This window comes from Maribacter halichondriae (assembly GCF_027474825.1).
In the GTDB taxonomy this organism is placed as follows: domain Bacteria; phylum Bacteroidota; class Bacteroidia; order Flavobacteriales; family Flavobacteriaceae; genus Meishania; species Meishania halichondriae.
This window is the reverse complement of record NZ_CP107030.1, coordinates 1,297,419-1,320,583: the sequence shown is the minus strand read 5'-3', so window position 1 is coordinate 1,320,583 and position 23,165 is coordinate 1,297,419. Positions and strand designations below refer to the sequence as shown.

Here is a 23,165-nt window from a genome sequence, read left to right as displayed (position 1 = left end):
TCAAACTTTGCAAGAAGGGTTGTGGCGACGAAGCAATCCGTTGAATCATGGAGCAGGCGTCAACAGATTGCCACGTCTCATTAACCCCCGATTTCTTTAACATTCCGTCTTGCTCCTCGTAATGACATTTAAGCAATAAAACTTCGTACCTCATACTTCTAACCTCGTACCTCCTTTATATCCTTGCCTGATACGTAAACAGATTATAGTACCTGCCTTCCTTCGCAATTAAATCATCATGAGTGCCTTGCTCGGCAATTCGTCCGTTTTCGATGACCAAAATTTGGTCGGCTTTTCGAATGGTACTTAATCGATGCGCGATTACAAACGTTGTTCGTCCTTCGGTCAGAGCAGCGAGACTTTTTTGTATGAGAGCCTCACTTTCGGTATCCAAGTTAGAGGTCGCTTCGTCCAAGATTAGGATTTTTGGGTCGGCAAGTACTGCGCGGGCAATAGCGATCCGTTGCCGTTGCCCTCCGGAAAGTTTTACGCCACGTTCTCCTATTAATGTATCCAAACCTTTCTCGAATCTATCTGTGAATTCATCAACATAAGCAGCTTTGACTGCGGCTTTTAATTCTTCTTCAGAAGCGTTTGGTCTGGGGAATAAAATGTTTTCGCGAATGGTACCCTCGAACAAAAATTCATCCTGCAAAACGACACCTAGATTTCTCCGGTAACTATTGAGGTTGACTTTGGAAACGTCTTTTCCGTCAATGGAAATCTTTCCTGATTGCGGATTTAAAAAAGTAGCCGCTAAGCCTGCAACGGTCGATTTTCCGGATCCTGAGCTTCCTACCAAGGCGATAACATCCCCTGAATTGGCAGTAAAACTAATGTTATGCAATACTTCTTTATCCTCTTCATAGGCAAAGGAAACATCATCAAAAATGATATCCCCTGTAATATCCTCTAAAACAATCGTCCGGTTTTCTTCATCGGATTCGGGAACCATGTTCATGAGCTCTTCGGTACGATCTAGTCCGGCCAAGGCTTCTGTCAACTGACTTCCAATATTGCTCATCTGTACAATGGGGGCGACCATCAATCCCAATAAAAAGGTAAAGGTCAAGAACTCGCCGATGGTAAGCTCATCCATCATAATTTTATAGCCGCCGATACCCATGATTCCCGTTGTGGCGATGCCCAATAGAAATGTCGAGGAGCTGGTCATGGCCGCCGTGGCCGTAAGACTTTTTTTGACGTTTTGAAAAAGACGTTCAACACCCTCTTCGAAAACCTTATTTTCCTGGGCCTCCGCATTAAAACCTTTTATCACACGAACGCCGCCCAAGGTTTCGGTCAATCTTCCGGTAACTTCTGCGTTTATTTTTCCCCGATTCCTGAAAATTGGGCGAATGATTTTAAAGGCTTTCAATGCAATAAAAGCGAATATGGCCAAGGGCACCAATGTAAAGAGCGTCATCGTCCAGCTGATGTTCAACAACAATATCAAGGAGACGATGGCCGTAATGCTGCCACCCACAAGTTGTACTAATCCGGTTCCTATGAGATTTCGAACTCCTTCCACGTCGGTCATAATTCTTGAAACCAAAGCACCCGACTTGGCATTGTCGAAAAATCTAATCGGTAGCGAGAGCACTTTTTTCTGCACTTGGGCGCGTAGCTCTGAAATCATGTATTGTGCCTGCACGCTTAGAATCTTCGTCAATAAAAATGAGGTTACCGCTTGCACTGTTATGGCGAGAACAACCGCTCCGACCAATAATTTCAAGAAGTCAATGTCTTTGTTCGGTATAATGTCGTCCATTAAATATTTCAGGGAAAGGGGAGCCACAAAACTGGCCGCCTTGCTGATGACGATTAAAACCAACCCAATAAATACAAGATTGCGTCTAGGCCAAATAATGGTCTTGAACGCGGTAAGGATACTAACTTTTTTATCGGACATTTTTGGGTTTGTAATTAGAGGGTGCAAGTTACCTTAAAAATCGCGGTTTCGTATCGTGGTTATTTTTCAATCCAGATTTTGTAATATTTGAAACCTTGTGACGTTTTTCCTATGATGTTCAAACGCATTCTTCCCATATTTTTCTTCTTGATAACCCTAAGCGGGCTCGCCCAGGAAGGGTATCCCGCGCTAAAGGAGTTCGCAACCGATCAGGCGAACATCTTTACCTCATCGGAGTTGGATCATCTCAAAACAAAATTGACCGATTTCGAACAGCGCAACACCTTTCAAATGGTCGTTTTGACCATCGATAGTCTGGGTTTCGAAACAATCGAACAATTTGCCTATGGAACGTTCAATAAAAATGGCATCGGGCAAGCGGATACCGACAATGGCCTGCTCATCGTTTTTGCAAAAAGCAATCGTAAGGTACGGATCGAGACAGGTTTGGGTACGGAGGCCTATATTACCGATGCGATTGCCTCTCGAATTATACGGAATACCATGATTCCCGAATTTAAGGAAGAACGCTATTTTGAAGGATTGGACAAAGCCACTGACCGACTTATTTTCCTTTTGGAAAGTCCGGACGCACTCGAGGAACTCAAACAAGAAATGGCCGCTGAAGATTCTAAACAACAATTGATAATGATGCTGGTTGTCGGGCTTTTTCTATTTGTTTTTATTGCCGCTGGTGGATTCCTGTTCTATAAAGTGTACAGAAACCTTATCGAAATTTTTCGTGGGATGATGATTGGCAAACTTGGGGTGCTGCAAGGCTTTTTTATGGTTATTATTTCATCATTTTCAATAGTTTTTTCGTTGGTTTTTGTTTTAGTGCCCTTGGGCCTTTTTTTGGGAATAAACCAGGTGGTCGACCCAGCCTTGCAGGATGAGCATTTTGGGCTGAAAACTGGATATATTGTGCTGGTAGCAATCAGTATTTATGGCTTTGCGATATTAATAGCTGCCCTGAAAATAGTTTTCAAGGGAAAGGAAGATTTTAAGTTATCACTCTCCAAGAACGACAAGACCTATATCAGAAAAACCTTTTCCTCTTCGGGCTCTCATTCCTTTGGATCAGGTTCAAGCGGTGGAAGTTCCGGTGGCTTCTCCGGGGGTGGTGGTAGTTCTGGAGGTGGCGGCGCCAGTGGAAGTTGGTAGTCTATTCTCACAATACACTTCATGTCCTTTAGGCATGAAAATAATTAGTATTTGTTGAGCCTTTCCGTTATTTTCACATCAAGAATTGAAAATATGGAACGAACATACAATATGCTTCGAGCATTAGTAATTATCCTATTGGTCTGTGCTTGTAAATCGGAGATCAAACCTGAAACAGGTCAGGGAAGTTTAGCAGAAAAAGCCGAAAGCGTAACCATTATCCGCGACGATTTTGGAGTGCCGCACATCTACGGAAAAACCGATGCCGATGCTGTTTTCGGATTACTTTATGCACAATGTGAAGATGATTTCGACCGTGTCGAGCAAAACTATATCTGGGCCACGGGTAGATTGGCCGAGGTTGAGGGCGAAGAAGCTTTGTATAGTGATTTGCGAGCAAAACTGTTCATGACCGAAGCCGAGGCCAAAGCGAATTACGAGAAAAGTCCCGATTGGTTGAAGAAATTGTGTGACGCTTTCGCAGATGGGGTCAATTATTATTTAGAAACGCATCCTGAAGTTGAACCAAAACTGATTACCCATTTCGAACCTTGGATGCCCATGTATTTTAGTGAAGGTTCCATCGGGGGCGATATCGAACGTGTCTATACCCGAAAAATAAAAGCGTTTTACGACACAAAAACCGATATCCCTGAAAGTGTGGAACTTCAGATTAAAAAGAAGGAAGAAATGGCCGAACCGCAGGGTTCGAACGGAATCGCGATTTCTGGAAAACTCACGCAATCGGGCAATGCGATGTTGCTGATCAATCCGCATACTTCATTTTATTTTAGGGGCGAGGTGCACGTAGTATCAGAAGAAGGCTTGAATGCCTACGGCGCCGTTACTTGGGGACAATTTTTTGTGTATCAGGGATTTAATGAAAAGACAGGATGGATGCATACCTCAACCTATACCGATGTGATGGACGAGTTCAAGGAAACCATCGTGAATATGGAAGGAAAGCTATATTACCGCTATGGCGAGGAACTGCGCCACGTAGAAACTTCCGAAATCCTTTTAAAATATAAGGATGGTGATATATTAAAAGAAAAGACCTTTCCGGCCTACCATACCCATCATGGCCCCATTACACGTATGGCAGATGATCAATGGACGGCCACGGCGATGATGTGGGAACCTGTGAAAGCCTTGGAACAATCGTATTTCAGAACCAAAAAAGAGGGGTATAAAGGATTTCGGGAAATGATGGATATTCGTACCAACTCTTCAAATAATACTGTCTATGCTGATGCCGAAGGTAATATCGCCTACTTTCATGGAAATTTTGTTCCCAAACGCGATGTATCTTTCGACTATTCAAAACCAGTTGATGGCAGCAACCCAAAAACCGATTGGCAAGGCTTGCATACCGTCGATGAGAATATTCTGGTCTTGAACCCTGAAAACGGATGGATTCAAAATTGCAATTCCACACCCTTTACGTCTGCACTTGAATTCAGTCCGAAAAAGGAGGATTACCCCTCTTATATGTCCAGAGATCAAGAGAATTTTCGGGGCGTTCACGCCATCGAACTATTGAAAGATAGAAAAGGATATACCCTCGATAGCTTGATACAATTGGCACATGATCCTTTATTGCCCGCTTTCAAGCCCTTGATTCCGGGATTGGTCAAAGAATATTATAAGCATCACGACAGAAATCCTAAACTTCAAGGCCCTATGGATGTATTGGCCGATTGGGATTTTAAGACTTCTAAAGAATCTGTAGCCATGACCTTGGCCCATTTCTACGGAACGGCCATGGGCACTGAGGCGAAAAGACCCGAAGACTCAAGCGATATGGAGGCGATGACCTATTTTGGGAATAACCCGGAAGAAGGATTGAAAATTTTCGAAAAAGTTATTGACCAATTAACCGCTGATTTCGGCACTTGGGAAATGCCCTGGGGAGAGGTCAACCGATACCAACGCTTGACCGGAGATATTCGGCAACCCTTCGACGATAGCAAGCCAAGCATTCCCATAGGTTTTGCTTCAGGGCGTTGGGGTGCCTTGGCGGCCTACGGAGCACGTTATGATAATGGCACCAAAAAATTGTACGGTACGCGAGGAAACAGTTTTGTGGCCGCAGTGGAGTTTGGAGAAAAGGTCAAAGCAAAGAGTATTCTAGCGGGCGGACAAAGTGGAGACCCAAATTCCCCACACTTTGATGATCAGATTCAACGGTACGCCGATGTCAACTGGAAAGATGTTGCGTTCTATAAAGAGGATGTTTTAAAACGCGCGAAAGAAACCTATATTCCCGGTGAAAGAAAATGATTAATGCGTCATTTCAGTATTTTCCGGTGGATTTTTTCCCTAGCAAACCCAAATGAATCCATCCTTCAAATTCGTTGGAAACTATTGGAATTGCATTTGCCCTGTCCATTGCTATGATAGAAAATCTCATTTTCATTTTGATATTTCCATCGATGCAGGGAGCGAGAAAAGAAAAATAATCATTCGATTTGATAACTCTCGAAGTCATATAACTATTACCGCACCAAGGTGAAAAATCTTTTTTAATTGGCTCAACAAAAACCCATTCATTTTCAAAGAATGCTTGCCTATAAATAAGAATTTCATGGTCAACATTAACTAGTTTATAATCGTACTTCGTCTGGTTAATCAAAAATACTTCGAATCCTTCTTTAACACCTTTGCGCCTTAAGATACTCCATTTTGGCAATTCTTTATATGAATTTGCTAGTACCATTAATTGCAATGAATCATTCTTTAATCGGGCCTTGCTATATGTGCGATCTTCAAAAAGGTTCCATCCGAATTAATTTCTTCAAAATCATTCAGCTTGGAATATAGTCGAAAATCGAGGCATTCTAAATCTTGGGATATAACAAATGATAGAGGGACAAAAAGAACAAACAGAAATGTGTAGCGCATTGAATTCTATTTGTAAGAAGACGATAAGACAGTAAGTTTGTTACAAAAAGGAGAGTTACTCTTTAGTAATGATAAGCGTTGCCGTTGACCCTTCTGACAATAACCATTTATTGGAATAGATAACTTGTCCTTGGTCGTCATAAACATCTACTTGTGCGGTATTGGGAGAGGATGTTCCTTCATTTAGGGCTACGAAATCCAATTTGTTGAAACCTTCTTTTAAGTCAACATTGATTCCCTTAAAACCTCCTGTCAATAGCAGGTTCGGCTCGATCATGACATCGTTCAGGTAAATCTTGACCCGGTCGCCATCAACATATTCATGGTCACGGCACACAATGCCGACAAACTTGCCATTGTTCTTGATGTCGCCCATGTACATATCGCCAAAGCGCTGGTTGCCACCGCCATCTTTTTCCGAACTTCTTACTTTCGGGTCGATTTTCATCCCGGTTCCCGCCTGTACGAGTTCTCGCTCGGGTAACATTTTGATGGGCTTTTTCGGATTCATGTCCAGATTGACCTCCGGTTTATCATCGAGGACAGACGGAATCTTCAGCGCAGTACCTTTATCGGTTTTTCCTTCTTCGTCCAATTTATTGGCGGCCTCTATTTTTAAGGGTTGTTGGGTAGGGATATCGGTCTGCCCTAACCCCTTCTGGGAGAGTAGTACACAAGCAACTACGAAGAGCAAATAGTTTTTGGCCATAGCATCCAAAATAAACACGATAAAGATAGCAATTACCTTGCCACAGGGACTTAAAGGGCTGTTAAATTCGATGTTATTCCCGTTAAACGGATAGCTTTTTGACGATAGCATTGGCAATCAATCGATGACCGGTAGCATTCGGATGAATGGGGTCTTCGTCATAACAAGACATTTGTCTTTGAAGTAACGGGGTATGGATATCGATTTTCTTAAGCACGGATGGGTGGTTTATTTGCAAAATAATCTCCTTGAATATTTGAAGCACTTCTTCATCGTATTTAGGATACGGATTTAAATAACCATAATAATCGATATGCGCGGTATCGTCAAAAATCTGCGCTTCCAAGGCAAGGGGTGGTGGTGTCAAAAGAATCGTACCAATTTCCCGTTGTCGCATTTTCTCAAGAAAAGTGTAAACTCCCGTTTTGAATCCGTCAAAAAGTTTCTGTGAGGGTTCGCCGTAAATACCGCAATTGATTCCGTAGCAAAATAAAGCGACGTCAATGGGTTCCTTATCCAATTCGTTATCCAATCGCTCAAAAAGATAGGGTCTTGGTCCGGGGTGGATTTCTTCGGTCAGACCCGTTACGGTTTCACTGCTTTGGCCATAATTCAGAAATCGCAGGCCCATTTCAGGTTCTAATTTGGCATATGTTTCTTGAAGCATGGATACATAACCGTTCTTGGCTGCCGTAATACTATCCCCGAAACAACCTATGACCTGATTCTTTGTAAACCTGAAATTTCGAGTTCGATGACAACCTACCAACGTACTTGCGAGTACGGCGAGGGTCGACGTAACAATAAATTCTTTTCTATTCATGAGAACTAAAACTTGTATATAAAGGTAAGTACATAGGTGTCTTTGCCTGCGGAAAAACCCAAATCTAGATGTTCTTTCTGATAGGGTTTTGTAAATAGATAGGTGCTACCGATACCCACTGCTGCTCCTGCAAGTACGTCCCAGCCATCATGATAACCGTCAGGGGCTTCGGTGCGACTTATACCGACCAAGGTAGCCAATACATAGGCAGGCGCACCATATTTCCATCCGTATCGTCTTTGTATGAAAGAGGCCCCCGAAAAGGCGGATGAAGTATGCCCCGAAGGGAATGAGTCAAAATGGTTACGATCTTCAGGTCTTGCTTTTTTGGTCAGGTATTTTAAAGAGTAAGTAACGGCTAATGTAGTACCATATGAAAAGGCCAACTTTTTGGTGCCCTTGTAATCTTTCTTGACCAAGGTCATAATGCCAGCGGTAATAGGCAAGGCCAATTGCAAGACATCTCCGATATCTTCCAAGACATATTCCCATCGTTCATGGGTGCCATCCTGGCCATCTACTTTTTGCCCAAATGACGATGAAGCCCAAAGTAGCAGAAAAATTACAACAAGTAGTGTGGATTTTTTCATCAAATAAGCACGTCTTAGTATTAAAACGGTATTTCTGCCCAATTCTGATATCAGAAGTGCATCAAGGGACGAATCCCATCAACCGTTATATCGTTATTTTTTGATTTCGCGCGGCGACTTTCCATGTGCCGATTATTTTCCCATGCCTCACGACCTGTAAATATTCATATTTCGCGACTGTTGGACAAATGTGAACCGGAAGGGCGTAGCATACATCCCCAACTTTATACTCCTGATTATTTTCACATTCCACAACGAAGTGTTCCTCACTTTGACCTATTTGTTTTATGCCCTCTATGCCAAAAAATTGAACCCTTGGGAACGGCATTTCGGGCGCTAACGATTTGTGCCCCAAATCAAGGCAAAGGATATTTTTGGCAGGCTTACTAATAATTCGGGTCATTAAAACTGCAGCAGGAAGAAAATCCATTTTAGGAAAGAGGTTGCCATAACCTGCATCCCAAAGTAAGGTGGTACCAGGACTTGCTTCTACATTTTTTCGTTCCGCGTGAAAAGGAAACGAAGGGGAGCCCCCGGCCACAATCGATTTTACCTTGATACCTATTTCGCCAAGTTTATCCTTAAGTTCCAGAACCTTTTGAAAGGCGGTATCACAATCTTTTTTTCGTTCCTCTGGATTTGGATTTCGAAGATGGCCGTCATACACGTGCAAGCCCATGGCCGTTATATTAGACTCGCTTTCCATGGACCGGTATAGGTTGACAGCCTTTTCATCAGGAAGTATTCCTGTGCGGTTCATGCCATTATTGATATCCATCCATAAAGAGATTTTTATATCATGCGTTTTGGCTTTTTTGGTAAATGCCTGAAGTGTAGCATCGTTGTCTACAAGGGCCGAGAATTTTGATTCTGGATACGTTTGCATCAATGACAAAAATCGGCTAATATTGGCACCGACAGGCTGCATGGCAAGCAACACATCGGGTGCGTCGCACATCGCCAGCAGCTCAGCTTCGGCAATGGTCGCACACTTGAATTTTTCTATACCCGCATCCAATTGCATTTTGATGATTTCAGCTGTCTTGTGCGTTTTGATATGAGGGCGCAGATTGGAAGTACCGCCCGTCATACGAATCATCATACGAATGTTATGTTCGATTCGCTCGGGATATACCAAAAGCGAAGGGGAAATAACGTTTTCGGTATCGGTCAGCTCATACCATTGCTGTTCTTTCATCTGTTCAAATTTTATTGTTTTCAAAGGTCAGATGTAATTCGCCATTGAAAATCTCGGTTGGTATCAAGAATTGTTATGGCTCATTTCATAGGACGTCTTTAATGTAGTTCGAACATCGCTTCTATCTCAACGGGAATATTGCCTGGCAGTATCATTCCCACGGCACTACGCACACCCACACCATTTTCTGCACCGAATATCTCCGCCATTAGTTCACTAAAGCCATTGATGACCAAAGGCTGTTGCCCAAATTCAGGAGTGGAATTCACCATACCCAATGTTTTGACCAGTCGCTTGATCTTGTCGACGCTACCAAAATGAGTCTCAATGGTCGAAAGCATGGTCAATGCGACCTTTCTTGCACCCAGCTTGGCCTGGTCCAAATCTAAATCATCGCCTGCGCGACCGACCATCAAAGTACCGTCTGTGTTCATGGGGCCTTGACCTGAAACATATAAAAAATTATCGACGACCAAAATCGGTTTGTACAACCCTGCTGGGGGAGGTGCTGGAGGTAAAATGAGTCCCAATGCTTTGATTCTTTCCGAAGGAGATTCCATAATTTATGTTTTAATAAGTACTAAATATACCATATAACCAGCTAAATATACCCTATTCTTTTCTATCTTGTTCGTATGAAAACGCTAGAAAATGAGAAAAAGAGACTTCCTTAAACGAGTAGGGCAGGCGGCTATGATTTCTCCTTTTCTGCCCATAGGATTGAATGCGCAGAACGAGGCCGAAATAAAACCCTATCCAAAGAATGATGAAGCATTCTGGAAAAGAATCCGTGCGGATTATGCGTTAAAACCTGAATACATCAATCTTGAAAACGGCTACTATAATTTTGCACCAAAACCTACTTTGGACAGGTTTATAGAACATGTAAAAATGGTCAATTATGAAGCTTCCTATTATATGCGCACCGTACAATGGGACAATAAAAAAAGTGTTGCTGATCGTTTGGCCCAATTGGTGAACTGTGACCCTGAAGAACTTATCATTACTCGAAATACAACGGAATCATTGGATTTAGTTTCAGGTGGCTTTCCATGGAAAGAAGGCGATGAGGCCATATTTGCCCGACAGGATTATGGGGCTATGCAGGAGCATTTTAAATTGATGGCAAAACGTTATGGTATCGTAAACAAGATTGTATCCGTTCCTAATCACCCAAAATCGGATGAGGAAATCGTTTCTCTTTACGAGGAGCAGATTACCCCAAAGACGAAGCTTATTATGGTCTGTCACATGATTAACATAACGGGGCATATCCTTCCTGTTCGAAAAATCTGTGATATGGCGCATAAGTATGGGGTCGAGGTTATGGTCGATGGGGCACATTGTGTCGGACATATCAATGTAGATATCAAAGCACTCAATTGCGATTATTATGGCTCAAGTTTGCACAAATGGTTGAGTACACCTTTGGGATCAGGACTTCTCTTTGTCAAAAAAGACAAGATTTCAAAAATATGGCCCCTTTTGGCCGAACATGATAGAGAACCCGACGATATAAGTAGATTGAACCATACCGGAACCCATCCGGTACATACAGATTTGGCTATTAACGATGCCATGGATTATCTTGAAATGATCGGTATGGAAAGAAAGGAAAAAAGAATGCGTTATCTTCAACGGTATTGGAGCAATCAGTTACGAGATATCGAAAATGTTATCGTCAACACGCCGATCGAGGAGCATAAAAGTTGTGGTATCGCCAATGTCGGGGTGTCGCATATGAAACCGGCCGATGTCGCAAAAACCTTGATGGACGAATTCAAAATATTTACGGTAGCTATAGATCACGCTAATGTGCAAGGCTGCCGCATTACGCCAAACGTTTATACAACGACCGAAGAACTGGATATATTTGTCGATTCGATTAAGACAATTGCGGCCCGGGGTTAGAACAACAGCCTAACATTAATCTCTTTGGGTTAAATTACCCGAGGCGTACCTCGTTTGTCTTTTTTTGGAATTTGGAATTTGATTTTTTTGGAATTTTAATACCTCGTGGGCTTGCCCCGAGGTAGTTTATTGTAAAGTCAAATCATCGACTTTCTCGTCAGGCGTTTTGAGATATGGTTTCGATTTCCTTTTTTCCATTTCAACCAACTGGGTTTCTTTGAATTTTGAAGGATCTTCCCCATAATTAACGCGCCATATCTTCCCTTTTTTGGATTCGGATATGTACAAGGATCCATCAGGTCCTTCTGCAAGCCCCATAGGTCTATACTTTGCATCTTGCACAATTTTTAGGGTATCGATACCTGTGAATCCGTCAGCGAAAACTTCCCATTCGCCCTTAGGTTTTCCATTTTCAAAAGGAATAAAAGCAACAATATATCCCGCTTGGGAGTACGGGGCACGATTGGTAGATCCGTGGAATGCGATAAAAGCTCCTTTCTTATAACGTTCCGGAAATTGATTTCCCCTATAAAACAATAGGTCATTGGGCGCCCAATGCGCAGGAAAGCCCATGAGGGGTTTTTTGTATTCCTTGGCTTCCTTCTTGCCATCGCCACCGTATTCGGGAGCCAGCATTTTTTTATTCTTGAAATGGTCATAATAGGTGAATGGCCAACCGAAATCGTCACCTTTCTCTATTTTCATAAATTCCTCTGAGGGCAACACCGCCTGTTCCCACTTGCTGTAGAAATGCGGGGCATGGTTATGAAGGTAATCACGCCCATGTTGCACCGCATATAATTTATCATCCTCACTGTTCCAAGCGATGCCGACGACGCTTCGAATTCCTGTGGCGAACAGTTCGCCATCCGCTTGAAATTGGCCCAGTTTGTTTTCATCGAATTTCCAGATGCTACCGAGTTCTTCCCGAAGGGGACAAGGCGATAATCCCTTTACATTGCCCGGCTGCGAATTTTGGTCCTCGCAGGCGTTTGTCGGGGCACTAAAAGTAACGTACATATTCCCTTTAGTGTCAAAGGCCAAACATTTGGCATTGTGCCATCGTTTCGGGTATTGGTCGGTCAGTATGATCTCGGGACTACCTTCGGGCAGTAGCTCGCCCGGTGTAAGTTTTTGGCGATAAATAACTTGTTCGGAGCTAAAATAAAAATAGCCATTATGGATGCGCATTTCCGTGCCGAAATTGCCATCGTTGGGGTAATCTCCCCAGCTTTCGAAAATATCGGCCCGCCCGTCACCTGTGGTATCCCGAAGGGCCATATTGCCATTTCTGCCCGTTTCGGTACGCAGTTTTACATAGATATCGCCATTGTCACGTATCGCTAAATGCCTCGAGGGACCGATGCCATCGGTCACCACAATCGCGCCGAAGCCATCGGGCAACAATAGGCCACCATTGATTTCTTCCGCTTTCGCAGGCTCTTGCTTTTCGGTTATTTCGGGTTCGGTCGATGCAGGGGATGTTTTATCCTCATTCTTGCAACTCCATAAGAATATGCCTAGAAAAAAGCCGACCAGTAGTTTTGAATACATTTGTTTGGTTGTGAAGTGCAACACAAAAGAAATATCGTTTTTGTGTACAAGACCTTGTTTTAGTTTAAAAACCAAAGTAACAAAAGAAAAATGAACCAAAAGAAAATCGCCCGAATTTTTGGCAGGTGGCAACGTTCCGTGTATGGTGCTGTAGCGTTTTGCAGGGTGCTATGCATTATACACATTGTGCCTGTTGCACAAGTTAGCGAAAAAAGTTTTTGATGATCATTGTGCTTTGGAGGTTGGATTGTAACTTTAAGTATGCAAGGCAAGAAGGATTATCAAGAAAAATTGTTCGCCCATTTTCAATTGAGCGACCGTGTTCCCAAGCACAATTTTTACCGGCGTTTGAAAGAGGTGTTGGATCTGGACTTTTTGTACCCATTGACCAAGGGCTACTATGGGGAGAGCGGCCAGAAGAGCATCGACCCGGTGGTGTTCTTCAAGCTTTGTTTGGTGGGGTATCTGGAAAATATCATCAGTGACCGGAACTTGATCGTCCATAGCGGTATGCGCTTGGACATCGTTTATTTTCTGGGCTATGATATCGATGAGGAGCTACCTTGGCATTCCACGATCGGCCGTACGCGCCAGTTGTTCCCGGAGGAAGTTTTCGAGGAAGTTTTTACCAAGATACTGACCATGTGCGTTGACAAGGGCATGGTCAGCGGGCATACCCAGGCCATTGACAGTGCCCCGGTCAAGGCCAATGCGAGTATGGACAGTCTTGAGCTCAAGGTCCCCGAAGAAGATCTGGAGGCCCATCTGCACAGTATCCGCCATATCAGTGCCATGGATAAAAAAAACGCCGATAAGAAGATCGAGCAACAACAAGGCCCCCGAAGAGCAACAAAGTATCACGGCCAGCAAGAAGGAACTACAGGCCATAAAGAGCAGGAACAAGAAGTGGGCAAAGGATCAGGACCAGCGGCCCGGAGCGGGGAACAAGGGCTCGAAATATACTTCGAACAAGACGCACTATAGTCCCACCGACCCCGATGCGCGGATCAGTGTTAAACCCGGTAAGGCCAGGAAGTTGAACTACCTCTCGCAGTTGACCGTGGACACGGCCCACCATGTGATCACGGATATCAGGGCCTACCATGCCGACGGGAAGGACAACCAGCAATTGCCCGATATCGTAAAAAGGGTACAAAGAAGGTTGTGGAAAGAGGGACTGGTCTTTGAAAATTGTGTGGCCGATACGGGCTATAGCAGCGGCGAGAACTATGCCTTTCTGGAAGGGCGCGGGCTACGAAGCTTCATACCGCCCCACGGCACCTACAAGGGCGGACCTACGGGTTTCGTTTATAATGAAGAACAGGATCATTATCTGTGTCCACAAGGCAAGGTAATTCCCTTTACCAAGGTATTTCTGGATGCCCGTACCGGGACGAAGAAGAAAGAATATCGAGCGAGAAAGCACGTATGTATCGATTGTCCCATAAGAAGTAGCTGTCTGGGCAAAAGCGCCCAGGAGAAGAAGTTCAGTGTCACCTTTTACCGTGAAGAATATGAAAGGAACATCGCAAGGGTCGAAAGCCCACTGGGCAGGTACATGAAGGGCAAGAGGCAGAGTACGGTAGAGCCGGTATTCGGCACCCTGACCCAGTTCATAGGCCTGCGCAAGATAAATACCATCGGTCTGAAACAGGCCAACAAGGTGATGCATCTGGCGGCGATCGCCTACAACCTCAAAAAATACCTGAAGTTCGACCAAAAACGTTCCAAGAGCGGGGCGGGGCAGCTTGCTTTGGCCGTATTCCTAAAAAGCGTCCTTGAGACCGTATTGGCAGCTTTTAAAAAGTCTTCAGGGTCGAATTCGATTCTTGATATGTCATGAAAAAGCCTCCTACGGAGGCTTATATCCATTCAATATTTACGAATTATTGGCTTGTGCAACGGTTACCATTGTTAGCAAACGTTTTTATTTATCAATTGGTATTTTTTTACAATCTTCCCAACGATAAGATTTTTTCATTCCGTTTTCCAAATAGGTCATAGTTGTTCCATCATAAGGACAAAATTCAAAGGGTATTGTCTTTCCGTCTTTCCAGATAACAGCTTCTTGACTATAGGTTTCAGGATTAAATTTCATTTGTATTATGTTGTCAGGTGTTGATTCATCGAATATAACAGGGTTTTCACCATCAAAAACTGTGAATCCATTTTCTGAAACAAATAAATACTCAATGTTTTTTCCAGGTGTTTCTTGCCAGTAAACAATTTCTTTGAATTTTTTGCTCTCATTTGTGAAGGGCATTCCTGTTGTCAGTTCCTTTCTCGCAACTATTCCATTTGGCTTGTAATATTTTATAACAATAGTATCTGTTTCTTCGGAAAAAGTAAATGAATGATGAAGCTTATTTTGATAACCATATTTTTTCCAAGTTCCAATCGGTTTTCTGTTTTTAAAAGCTCCTGTTTGTCTAACATTGCCATTATCATCATAAACCTTAAATTCAGAATCTGTTAATGAAGCCTTGAACTTAATATGTGATTCATCATATTTATTTCGCATCACTTTAATGGAATCAGGAAGTTCTTTGTCAACTTGATTTGCCATCATAAGTTTTAACATTATGTCATTATAATTCCCTTTTTTTGGTAGTCGCTGTATTAGTCCAAAATCAGCCTCATTCAATTCACTTTCATTCTTTGTGTTGAAAAGTCCTATTTTGGCTAAATAATTTGTCGAATCTAATTCGATTGCTTTTGTGAATTTTGATTTGGCTTCAGTCCTATTTCCATCAAAGTAAGATTTCCATCCTTCGATTTCAGTCAGATGACTTTTTTCCAAATCCTGATTTTGTCCATAGGAAAATTGAATTAAAATCAGAAGTAATATTGTCAATCGAAATTTCATTTTTCAAAATTGGTGGTAACGGATTTGTATATTATTTGTTGCGTGGTTAAGCACGTAATTTAGCAAATAAAAACCGAATAGAAAATCCGCGAGGATTTTCGTAAGTAGGCTAGAACCAGCAATAAATTATATACGGTGTGCCTGTTGCACAAGTTAGCGAAAAAAGTTGTTGATGATCATTGTGCTTTGGAGGTTGGATCGTAACTTTAAGTATGCAAGGCAAGAAAGATTATCAAGAAAAGCTGTTCGCCCAATTCCAGCTTAGCGAACGGATCCCGAAGAACAATTTTTATCGGGGTTTAAGAGGTGCCATCGATCTGGATTTCCTCTATCCCCTTACCAAGGATTACTATGGGCAGAGCGGCCAGAAGAGCATTGACCCTGTTGTATTTTTCAAGTTGTGTTTGGTTGGTTATCTGGAGAACCTGATCAGCGACCGCAAGCTGATCGACCATTGTTCGCTGCGTTTGGATATTCTATATTTCATTGGTTATGATATTGACGAGGAGCTGCCATGGCACAGTACTATAAGCAGGACACGGAATCTTTTCCTGAAGCCCTGTTCGAAGAAGTCTTCACAGGAGTTTTGAGTCTGTGTGTTGAAAAGGGTATGGTCAGCGGTCATACGCAAGCTATCGATAGTGCACCTGTCAAAGCGAATGCCAGTATGGATACCTTGGAACTAAAAGTGCCGGAAGAAGATCTGGAAGAACATCTTCGAAGGGTCCGGGCGATCAGTTCAATGGATAAAGAAACACCCCATCGTAAGAGTAAAGGCGACAGGTCGGATAAAGGTCAACGCGGTATAACTGCAAGCAAGAAGGAACTTGATGCGATAAAGGGCCGTAACAAGAAATGGGCGAAGGATCAGGACCAAAGACCAGGGGCGGGCAACAAGGGTAGTAAGTACACCAGTAACAAGACGCATTATAGTCCGACCGACCCTGACGCCCGTATCAGCGTAAAGCCGGGCAAGGCCCGGAAGCTGAACTATCTCTCACAATTGAGCGTGGACACCGCACACCATGTAATCACCGATATCAGGGCTTACCACGCTGATGGCAAAGACAATCGGCAGCTTCCCGATATCGTAAGGAGATTAAAGAAGCGATTGTGGAAGCAAGGTCTGGTTTGGAAAAACTGTGTAGCCGATACCGGGTATAGCAGCGGAGAGAACTATGCCTTTCTCGAAGCGAAGGGGCTAAAGAGTTTCATTCCGCCCCACGGCACCTATAAGGGCGGCCCAGATGGTTTTGTATACGTTGAAGAACAGGATTTTTATCTATGTCCTCAAGGCAAGGTCGTTCCTTTCAAGAAAGTATTTTTGGACAGCCGCACCAAGACAAAAAAGAAGTCTTACCGTGCATCGAGCAAGATCTGCAAGGGCTGTCCGCTACGGTCTACATGTTTGGGAAAGGTGAACGAGAAACAGTTCTCGGTCACCTATTATCGAGAAGAATACGAGCGTAACATCGAACGGGTCAATAGCAAAGAGGGCAGGTACATGAAGAGCAAACGTCAGAGCACGGTAGAACCGGTATTCGGTACCTTGACCCAGTTCATGGGCATGCGCAGGATAAATACCATTGGAATCAAGCAGGCCAACAAGGTGATGCACCTCTCGGCAATTGCCTATAACCTGAAGAAATACCTGAAATTCATCGAAAAACGCTCAAAAAGTGGGGCGGGACAGCTTGCTTTCGGAGACTTGTTGAAAAGTGTTGTCCAAGACCTGTTTTCAGCTTTGCAAAGGCATCGAAAATTGACGTTTCAATACTAATTTGACAATAAAAAAGGCTCTTAAAGAGGCTTATATCGATTCCTTTTCTCACAGATTAGAGGCTTGTGCCACGGTTACCGTTGTTGTACATAGGCTTTTAAAATGCCGTCTTTATTCAGTTTCTCCAAAGACCACATTCGTCAATTCCATGATTCCAGTTCTATCGTAATACAAAAACACATTGCTTATTTTCATGTCATCATTAAACATTATTACAGCATGCTGTCTTACAGTTGTAGATTGTTCTTTAAGTGTAATTGTCATATCTGTATATGCAAGTACTCCTGAACCCACCGCCTTATAGTAGTTTGTCGGTTTATTTGCTTTAATAGGTAAAAGCGTGTTTTTTGCAAAGGTCATTTTTCCTCCTGTCGTCTTTTCCCAATTTTTCCAAAATTCAATGACCTTGTCTTTTCCCTTGATTGAATTACGTGTATCGGCACCGCCATCTGGCCAATACCATGTAATGTCGTCAGCCATGATGGCTCCTAAGGCATCATAGTCAAAGTTTGAGAAGTGGTCATACATCTTCAGGACAATATCGGCATATTCTTGAGAGGCGGACTCTAATACAGGTGGTTCTACTTCTACTACTTCGGCATTTTCTTTTTTGGTTTCGCCGCAACTTGCTACAAGAAGCGCACAAAAAATCAATCCTGCTTTCAGGATGTTGAGATTGAATAGTGTTTTCATTTTATTGGTTTTAGTTGATTAATAACTAGTTAAAGATACTAAAAATAATCTGTGTATTTCTGTTTTCAGCTTATGTACAACTAGGTTATATGTACAGGTTTTATGCTTTTAGCACCCCAAATTCGGTGGCTATGCGCAGGTTAATTGGTTTATTCTCCCAACTCGGTAATCTTCTTTTCATACAATTTTTTACTTTCGACCACGGCCAGGTTCAGTTCTTGCATGATACCGTCGACACGCCCTTCGATACTCTTCATTTGGTCGTTGATGTTATCAAAGGAGTTCAAGGCGGCGGCAACTTCCAATGCCTTCACGACTTCAACGGCATCGCCATGTAACAAACGCAGCTTGTCGATGGCCTGTGACGTATTGGTCAACGTGCCGTTATATTTGGTACGGGCCTTTTCGATGGCTTTCAAAAGTGTCTTTTTGCTTTTTTCGTCGCTCAGACTATTGGTCTGGGTTTCCATGGCGGTGAACAGATTCGAGGCATGTTTCTTAAGGTCTTCATATTCTTGGTTAAGGTTTTCGACCCGTTTGTTCACTTTTTCCCAATCGCCATAGACTTTGGCGAATTCCTTATCCTCGTTTTTGGTGTCTTCCAAAGCCTTTTTCAGGGCATTTAAGGTTTCAAGGCCTTTATTGACATTTTTATTGGCGGTCACTTTCTTTTTTTCGAAGGATGATACGGTCGATTTGAATTTGTCCTTCAGGCGGATAAGGTCTTCCGGGCTTTTGTCTTTCCAGCAAGATGCCAGAATGAATAGCGAAAGCGAAGCGAGATAAATTTTCTTGAACATGGTTTGTGTTTAGGCCCTAAAGATATTTCAATTTGACCGATTGCACAAAGCCAGTACCTGTAACTGACAAATATCATATTTTATTAAAGAAGAATAAAATAGTTTTAGAAAATCGTTTGTAGACAACAAAGAATAACCAACTTAACTTTTTCTATATGATATCTATTAAAAATGAAAAACACTTGATGAATAGTTTAGTGATTCTTCGCCTTTTTATTGGCTGGCACTTTTTGTATGAAGGGATCATTAAGCTATACGACCCCGATTGGACTTCTTTTGGATACCTTGCTTCTGCGCAAGGACCTTTTCGATCTATCTTTTTATGGATGACCAATGAACCTTTGATCGGCATTGCCGATTGGATGAACATAATCGTCTTGATCTTTGTGGGCCTTTCGTTGATCTTGGGCATTTTCGAAAAGTGGGGCGCCTTGGCGGCCATTGTTCTTCTTGCCCTGTATTATTTAGCCCATCCGTCATTTCCATGGGTTACTCAGTTAAATGTGGAGGGAAGTTATTGGTTCATTAACAAGAACCTTATTGAGCTGATTGCGTGTGTTGTAATCTATCAAATTCCGACTGGCCAATATTTCGGAATCAAGCGATTGTTTGCCAAAAGTGAAGAACTAACCAAAACAGAAACATTATGAGCTGGACAAGAAGAGATGCACTAAAAGGATTAGGCGGAATACCAATTCTTGGTGCCGTGTGGTGGGCAGGCGCCTCAAGTACCGTTTCAAAGAAAAATGAACGTTCGGCGATTCTCGAACAACTGAACTTAAAGCCATCATTGCCACCTGCAGTACAAGGTATAGGCGGTGAGCCTGTTAGGGTAGGTATTATAGGTTTTGGTATCCGAGGCGAACAACTCTGTCGGGCATTGGGTTTCGCTACCAATGAATGGAAGGCCGATATGAAAGCTGCCACCGAAGAAGATCCGAAACATTCTGCCTTGAAAGATTTTATGGGCCAAGAAAAGTTGAACCTGAAGTTGACCGGTGTATGTGATATTTTTGATTATCGTGCCAACAAGGCCCTGAAATCGTTCAATTCTGATGACAATAAGATGGTGCGCTACCGTACCCATCAAGAAATGATTCGTAGTGGTAACGTTGATGCCGTGGTCATTGCCACACCAGATCATTGGCATGCCCCAATGGCAATTGACGCTCTTGAAAATAATATTCATGTGTATATTGAAAAGCCCATGACACATACCGTAGAAGAAACCTATCGGTTGCGCGAAGCCGCACTCAATTCCAGTGCGGTGCTGCAGGTTGGGCATCAGCATAGACAGACCCTGAGTTTCCTTACTGCCAAGGATATTGTTCAAAAAGGTACAATCGGCCATGTGTCGTTGATACAGACCAATACCAACCGTAATGATGATAACGGTGCGTGGATGTATGATATTCATCCTGATGCGAGCACACAGACCATTGATTGGGAAATGTTTTTGGGGACTGCCCCTAAAATTCCCTTCAACAAGAACCATTTTTTTAGGTGGCGTAAATGGTGGGCTTATGGATCTGGGCTTTCTGGAGACCTATTATCCCATGATTACGATCGTTTGAACTGTGTTCTCAATATGGGAATACCAAATTCGGTAATGGCCTCTGGCGGAATTTATACCCATAAAGATGGACGCAATGTGCCCGATGTGCTGCAAGTAAACATGGAGTTCCCCAATTTTAGTACCGGCAGCAGTCAAATAAAAGGAAAAGAGAAGGGAATGACCTTTGTTTATAGTGCGACCTTGGGTAACGGCTATAACCGCCCGACCGTTCTCATGGGTCATGACGGCACCATGGAACTGGGCAATCGATTGACTGTTTGGCCCGATGGACGGTCTACCCGATATGCCGATATGGTCGAAGAGGAAAAAATGAACCCGGGCGTACCCATTTATCAATACAATCCTGGGGCCAATATTCCTGATGCGGTCGCCTCGGCAACATCGCAGTATTTTGCCGATAAAGGATTAATGTGGACCTATATTAACGGAGCTCGGGTCGATTCAACTTTCTTACATATGAGGGAATGGTTGAGCAGTGTACGAAATGGAGGAAATGTGAGTTGCGGAATCAAAGAAGGTTTTGAAGAGGCCATATCTTCTCATATGGCCGGACTATCATATAAATTGGGTAGACGAATCGATTGGGATCCCTCAGAAGAAAAACTCGTGCCTATCGAAGGTATCGATTTTGATGAAGCATTGCTTTCGAACACGGTCGTAACATAATGTATTCAGATTTATTATCTTGAAAAAACAGGCCCAGGAGCCTGTTTTTTTGATTGTAGTTAATCGAGTGGCCAGTGTTTATGTGCTTTGGACCATTTCGATATTATTTTGTGCCCCTACGCAAAAAAAAACCGATCATGAACTAGAACTGACAAATATCATATTTTTTTGTTTTCAAACATCTTATTTTCAATGTGTTATTCACCAATACATGACATTTATTATGGAACCTAAGAAAAATCCCAAAGCCGATTTGAATAAAGATAGTGGCCTGTTTTTCGTGATAGGTCTAACAATGGTCTTGCTTGTTACTTGGCTGGCATTGGAACATAAGACTTATCCGAAGGAAAATTTAATAGTCGAAGCTATGATGGTATCCGATGATATGAAGGAAGAAGTTCCAATTACGGAAGCCATTAAGACCCCTCCGCCACCGCCACCGCCATCAGCACCCGAGGTTATAGAGATTGTAGAAGATGAGGCCGAGATTGAGGAGACAATAATAGAAAGTACCGAGATTAGCCAGGAAACGGTGGTACAAGAAGTGTCAGTAGACGATGTTGCCGTTGAAGAAATTGAAGAAGAGATTTCGGTACCATTTGCGGTTATTGAAAACGTACCAATATTTCCCGGGTGTGAGAGCGCCACCAACAATGATGAACGTAAGGCATGTTTTCAGAAAAAAATGCAAGAGCATGTCATCAAGCAGTTCAAGTATCCTGATATGGCACTTGAACTTGGTATTCAAGGAAAAGTTTACGTACAGTTCGCCATAGACTCCAAGGGATATATCACCAATATTAGAACTCGTGGGCCGGATCAGAACCTAGAAAAAGAGGCAGGCCGTATTATTGCCGCTCTTCCTAAAATGACTCCCGGAACACAAAGAGGCAGGGCCGTAAAGGTGCCCTATAGTATACCGGTCACTTTTAGGTTGCAATAGGTCTAAAAAGGTAGGTTTTATATTATTTCCTAAGACTGTTTTCATCGAGGAAATAGTAAAAACTAATTCTTCGGCTCTTTGTAATCGATGAGTTTTTGAGGGCCTTCCAATAAAATACGCACTACGCGCAGTATGCCATCATCCGTGGTGGCAATTTGCCACTTGATCAATGAGATTTTTCCGTTTTCTATCTCGATACCAGTAATACTTCTCGGATGTACGCAACTACCATCGTTAAAAAAAGGAATATCGCCCGGTTCAGGAAATCGGGGCCGATGGGTATGGCCGACAATTGTGATAAGGAGATTATTCATTAGAATCCATTTTTTGATACGTTTTTCTATCTTTATAAGTTCCTTATAGTTCTTCGCAGGACTTGTCGGATCTGCAATACCCCATACTTGAAGCGGTTTCCAAAGTACCCGCACTAAAAATCGACTCCACCGCCAAAAGGTATAGTTCCACCAATCTGCTTGATGGCCGTGAGTCAGAAAAATTTCTTGTTGCGTTTCGCTGTGCTTAAGAATAATGGCTTCATGATATGAAATTCCCTCAAAAAGCTCTTTGTCAGTATTGTCAATAGGCTCGAAATAACTCGATAAATGCGCTTTTACATAATCGGGATCCTTGTAGACCATGTCATGATTACCCCATATCATATGTAATCTATTCCCTAAGTGGAATTGGCGTAAAAGTCCGTAAACATTTTTATGCGCTTCGAAAATAGATTCGAAATGTATGTTTTCCCAAAGTTCATCGCCATCACCCAATTCGCAGTATTGAAACCCTTCGTTAAAATAAAATTTCAAGGCATGAAAATAGATATTTCGGTTGTTCGCAAAATCGTCGGCAAAGCTATTGTCGCCACGATGGCAATCACTGAATAAAATGAATTTCGAGCTATCATCAAAAGGTACCGTTTTGGCATTTTCGTAGGCTCGCGACAACCTGAAGTTCGATGACATTTTCAATTTTTTATAAATATCCAAAAAAGCGTGCAATCCATTGTTCTTTTCTTTAACAAAAAAACTAGTTTTCGTTTTGTAATTTTATCGGGAAAATGGAGACCAATTAGG

18 protein-coding genes and 2 pseudogenes are annotated in these 23,165 nt (G+C 42.7%); 8 read left to right on the top strand and 12 right to left on the bottom strand.

From position 1 onward, the window contains the following. Positions 1-175 precede the first annotated feature (175 nt). Positions 176-1,912, bottom strand: a complete 1,737-nt coding sequence (locus N8A86_RS06020; protein WP_273568229.1) for an ABC transporter ATP-binding protein — start codon at positions 1,910-1,912, stop codon at positions 176-178. 147 nt (positions 1,913-2,059) lie between these two features. Here N8A86_RS06020 and N8A86_RS06015 point away from each other — a divergent pair, with 147 nt between their 5' ends. Both N8A86_RS06015 and N8A86_RS06010 read left to right on the top strand, forming a co-directional pair. Further along, the gene (locus N8A86_RS06015) at positions 2,060-3,076 is read left to right on the top strand and encodes a TPM domain-containing protein (protein ID WP_273568228.1); all 1,017 of its coding nucleotides are present in this window, start codon (positions 2,060-2,062) and stop codon (positions 3,074-3,076) included. 93 nt (positions 3,077-3,169) lie between these two features. Further along, entirely contained in the window at positions 3,170-5,359 is a 2,190-nt protein-coding gene (locus tag N8A86_RS06010; RefSeq protein WP_273568227.1) for an acylase, read from the top strand. A gap of 13 nt (positions 5,360-5,372) precedes the next feature. Here N8A86_RS06010 and N8A86_RS06005 read toward each other — a convergent pair whose 3' ends face one another. The 6 genes from N8A86_RS06005 to N8A86_RS05980 form a co-directional block, all read right to left on the bottom strand. After that, the gene (locus N8A86_RS06005; protein WP_273568226.1) at positions 5,373-5,804 is read right to left on the bottom strand and encodes a hypothetical protein; all 432 of its coding nucleotides are present in this window, start codon (positions 5,802-5,804) and stop codon (positions 5,373-5,375) included. Positions 5,805-6,035: 231 nt separating this feature from the next. Next, positions 6,036-6,800, bottom strand: a complete 765-nt coding sequence (locus N8A86_RS06000; protein WP_273568225.1) for a hypothetical protein — start codon at positions 6,798-6,800, stop codon at positions 6,036-6,038. Further along, positions 6,772-7,512, bottom strand: coding sequence for a GDSL-type esterase/lipase family protein (locus N8A86_RS05995; protein WP_273568224.1), 741 nt, complete (start codon positions 7,510-7,512; stop codon positions 6,772-6,774). Before N8A86_RS05995 ends, N8A86_RS06000 begins: the two co-directional genes overlap by 29 nt. Before the next feature lie 5 nt (positions 7,513-7,517). Next, on the bottom strand, positions 7,518-8,102 hold the full coding sequence (locus tag N8A86_RS05990) for a phosphatase PAP2 family protein (protein ID WP_273568223.1): 585 nt from the start codon (positions 8,100-8,102) through the stop codon (positions 7,518-7,520). Positions 8,103-8,187: 85 nt separating this feature from the next. Next, entirely contained in the window at positions 8,188-9,300 is a 1,113-nt protein-coding gene (locus N8A86_RS05985; RefSeq protein WP_273568222.1) for a D-TA family PLP-dependent enzyme, read from the bottom strand. Positions 9,301-9,398: 98 nt separating this feature from the next. Continuing rightward, a complete protein-coding gene (locus N8A86_RS05980; RefSeq protein ID WP_273568221.1) occupies positions 9,399-9,860 on the bottom strand; it encodes a RidA family protein in 462 nt (153 codons plus the stop codon). A 91-nt stretch (positions 9,861-9,951) separates the two neighbouring features. On the opposite strand from N8A86_RS05980, the gene N8A86_RS05975 reads away from it, so the two are divergent. Continuing rightward, the gene (locus N8A86_RS05975) at positions 9,952-11,211 is read left to right on the top strand and encodes an aminotransferase class V-fold PLP-dependent enzyme (protein ID WP_273568220.1); all 1,260 of its coding nucleotides are present in this window, start codon (positions 9,952-9,954) and stop codon (positions 11,209-11,211) included. Positions 11,212-11,337: 126 nt separating this feature from the next. Here N8A86_RS05975 and N8A86_RS05970 read toward each other — a convergent pair whose 3' ends face one another. After that, entirely contained in the window at positions 11,338-12,765 is a 1,428-nt protein-coding gene (locus tag N8A86_RS05970) for a PQQ-dependent sugar dehydrogenase (protein WP_273568219.1), read from the bottom strand. Positions 12,766-13,026: 261 nt separating this feature from the next. Here N8A86_RS05970 and N8A86_RS21960 point away from each other — a divergent pair. Further along, positions 13,027-14,608 (top strand): annotated as a pseudogene (locus tag N8A86_RS21960) (IS1182 family transposase). Positions 14,609-14,692: 84 nt separating this feature from the next. Here N8A86_RS21960 and N8A86_RS05955 read toward each other — a convergent pair. Further along, on the bottom strand, positions 14,693-15,619 hold the full coding sequence (locus N8A86_RS05955) for a hypothetical protein (protein WP_273568216.1): 927 nt from the start codon (positions 15,617-15,619) through the stop codon (positions 14,693-14,695). Positions 15,620-15,843: 224 nt separating this feature from the next. Here N8A86_RS05955 and N8A86_RS05945 point away from each other — a divergent pair. Continuing rightward, positions 15,844-17,411 (top strand): annotated as a pseudogene (locus N8A86_RS05945) (IS1182 family transposase). 111 nt (positions 17,412-17,522) lie between these two features. Here the strand turns inward: N8A86_RS05945 and N8A86_RS05940 are convergent. Together N8A86_RS05940 and N8A86_RS05935 are read right to left on the bottom strand one after the other, a co-directional pair. Beyond that, the gene (locus tag N8A86_RS05940) at positions 17,523-18,104 is read right to left on the bottom strand and encodes a nuclear transport factor 2 family protein (protein ID WP_273568213.1); all 582 of its coding nucleotides are present in this window, start codon (positions 18,102-18,104) and stop codon (positions 17,523-17,525) included. A 149-nt stretch (positions 18,105-18,253) separates the two neighbouring features. Further along, positions 18,254-18,904 carry a hypothetical protein gene (locus N8A86_RS05935; RefSeq protein ID WP_273568212.1) on the bottom strand — a complete coding sequence of 217 codons (651 nt, stop codon included), beginning with the start codon at positions 18,902-18,904 and terminating at the stop codon, positions 18,254-18,256. Between the two features lie 155 nt (positions 18,905-19,059). On the opposite strand from N8A86_RS05935, the gene N8A86_RS05930 reads away from it, so the two are divergent. The 3 genes from N8A86_RS05930 to N8A86_RS05920 all read left to right on the top strand — a co-directional run bounded on the left by N8A86_RS05930 (position 19,060) and on the right by N8A86_RS05920 (position 22,089). Further along, positions 19,060-19,554, top strand: a complete 495-nt coding sequence (locus N8A86_RS05930) for a DoxX family membrane protein (protein WP_273568211.1) — start codon at positions 19,060-19,062, stop codon at positions 19,552-19,554. After that, the gene (locus N8A86_RS05925) at positions 19,551-21,146 is read left to right on the top strand and encodes a Gfo/Idh/MocA family protein (RefSeq protein WP_273568210.1); all 1,596 of its coding nucleotides are present in this window, start codon (positions 19,551-19,553) and stop codon (positions 21,144-21,146) included. The genes N8A86_RS05930 and N8A86_RS05925 overlap by 4 nt, the downstream gene beginning before the upstream one ends. Positions 21,147-21,369: 223 nt before the next feature. Continuing rightward, positions 21,370-22,089 carry an energy transducer TonB gene (locus N8A86_RS05920; RefSeq protein WP_273568209.1) on the top strand — a complete coding sequence of 240 codons (720 nt, stop codon included), beginning with the start codon at positions 21,370-21,372 and terminating at the stop codon, positions 22,087-22,089. A gap of 62 nt (positions 22,090-22,151) precedes the next feature. On the opposite strand, the gene N8A86_RS05915 is transcribed toward N8A86_RS05920, so the two are convergent. Further along, entirely contained in the window at positions 22,152-23,054 is a 903-nt protein-coding gene (locus tag N8A86_RS05915) for a metallophosphoesterase family protein (RefSeq protein WP_273568208.1), read from the bottom strand. Positions 23,055-23,165: the final 111 nt, after the last annotated feature.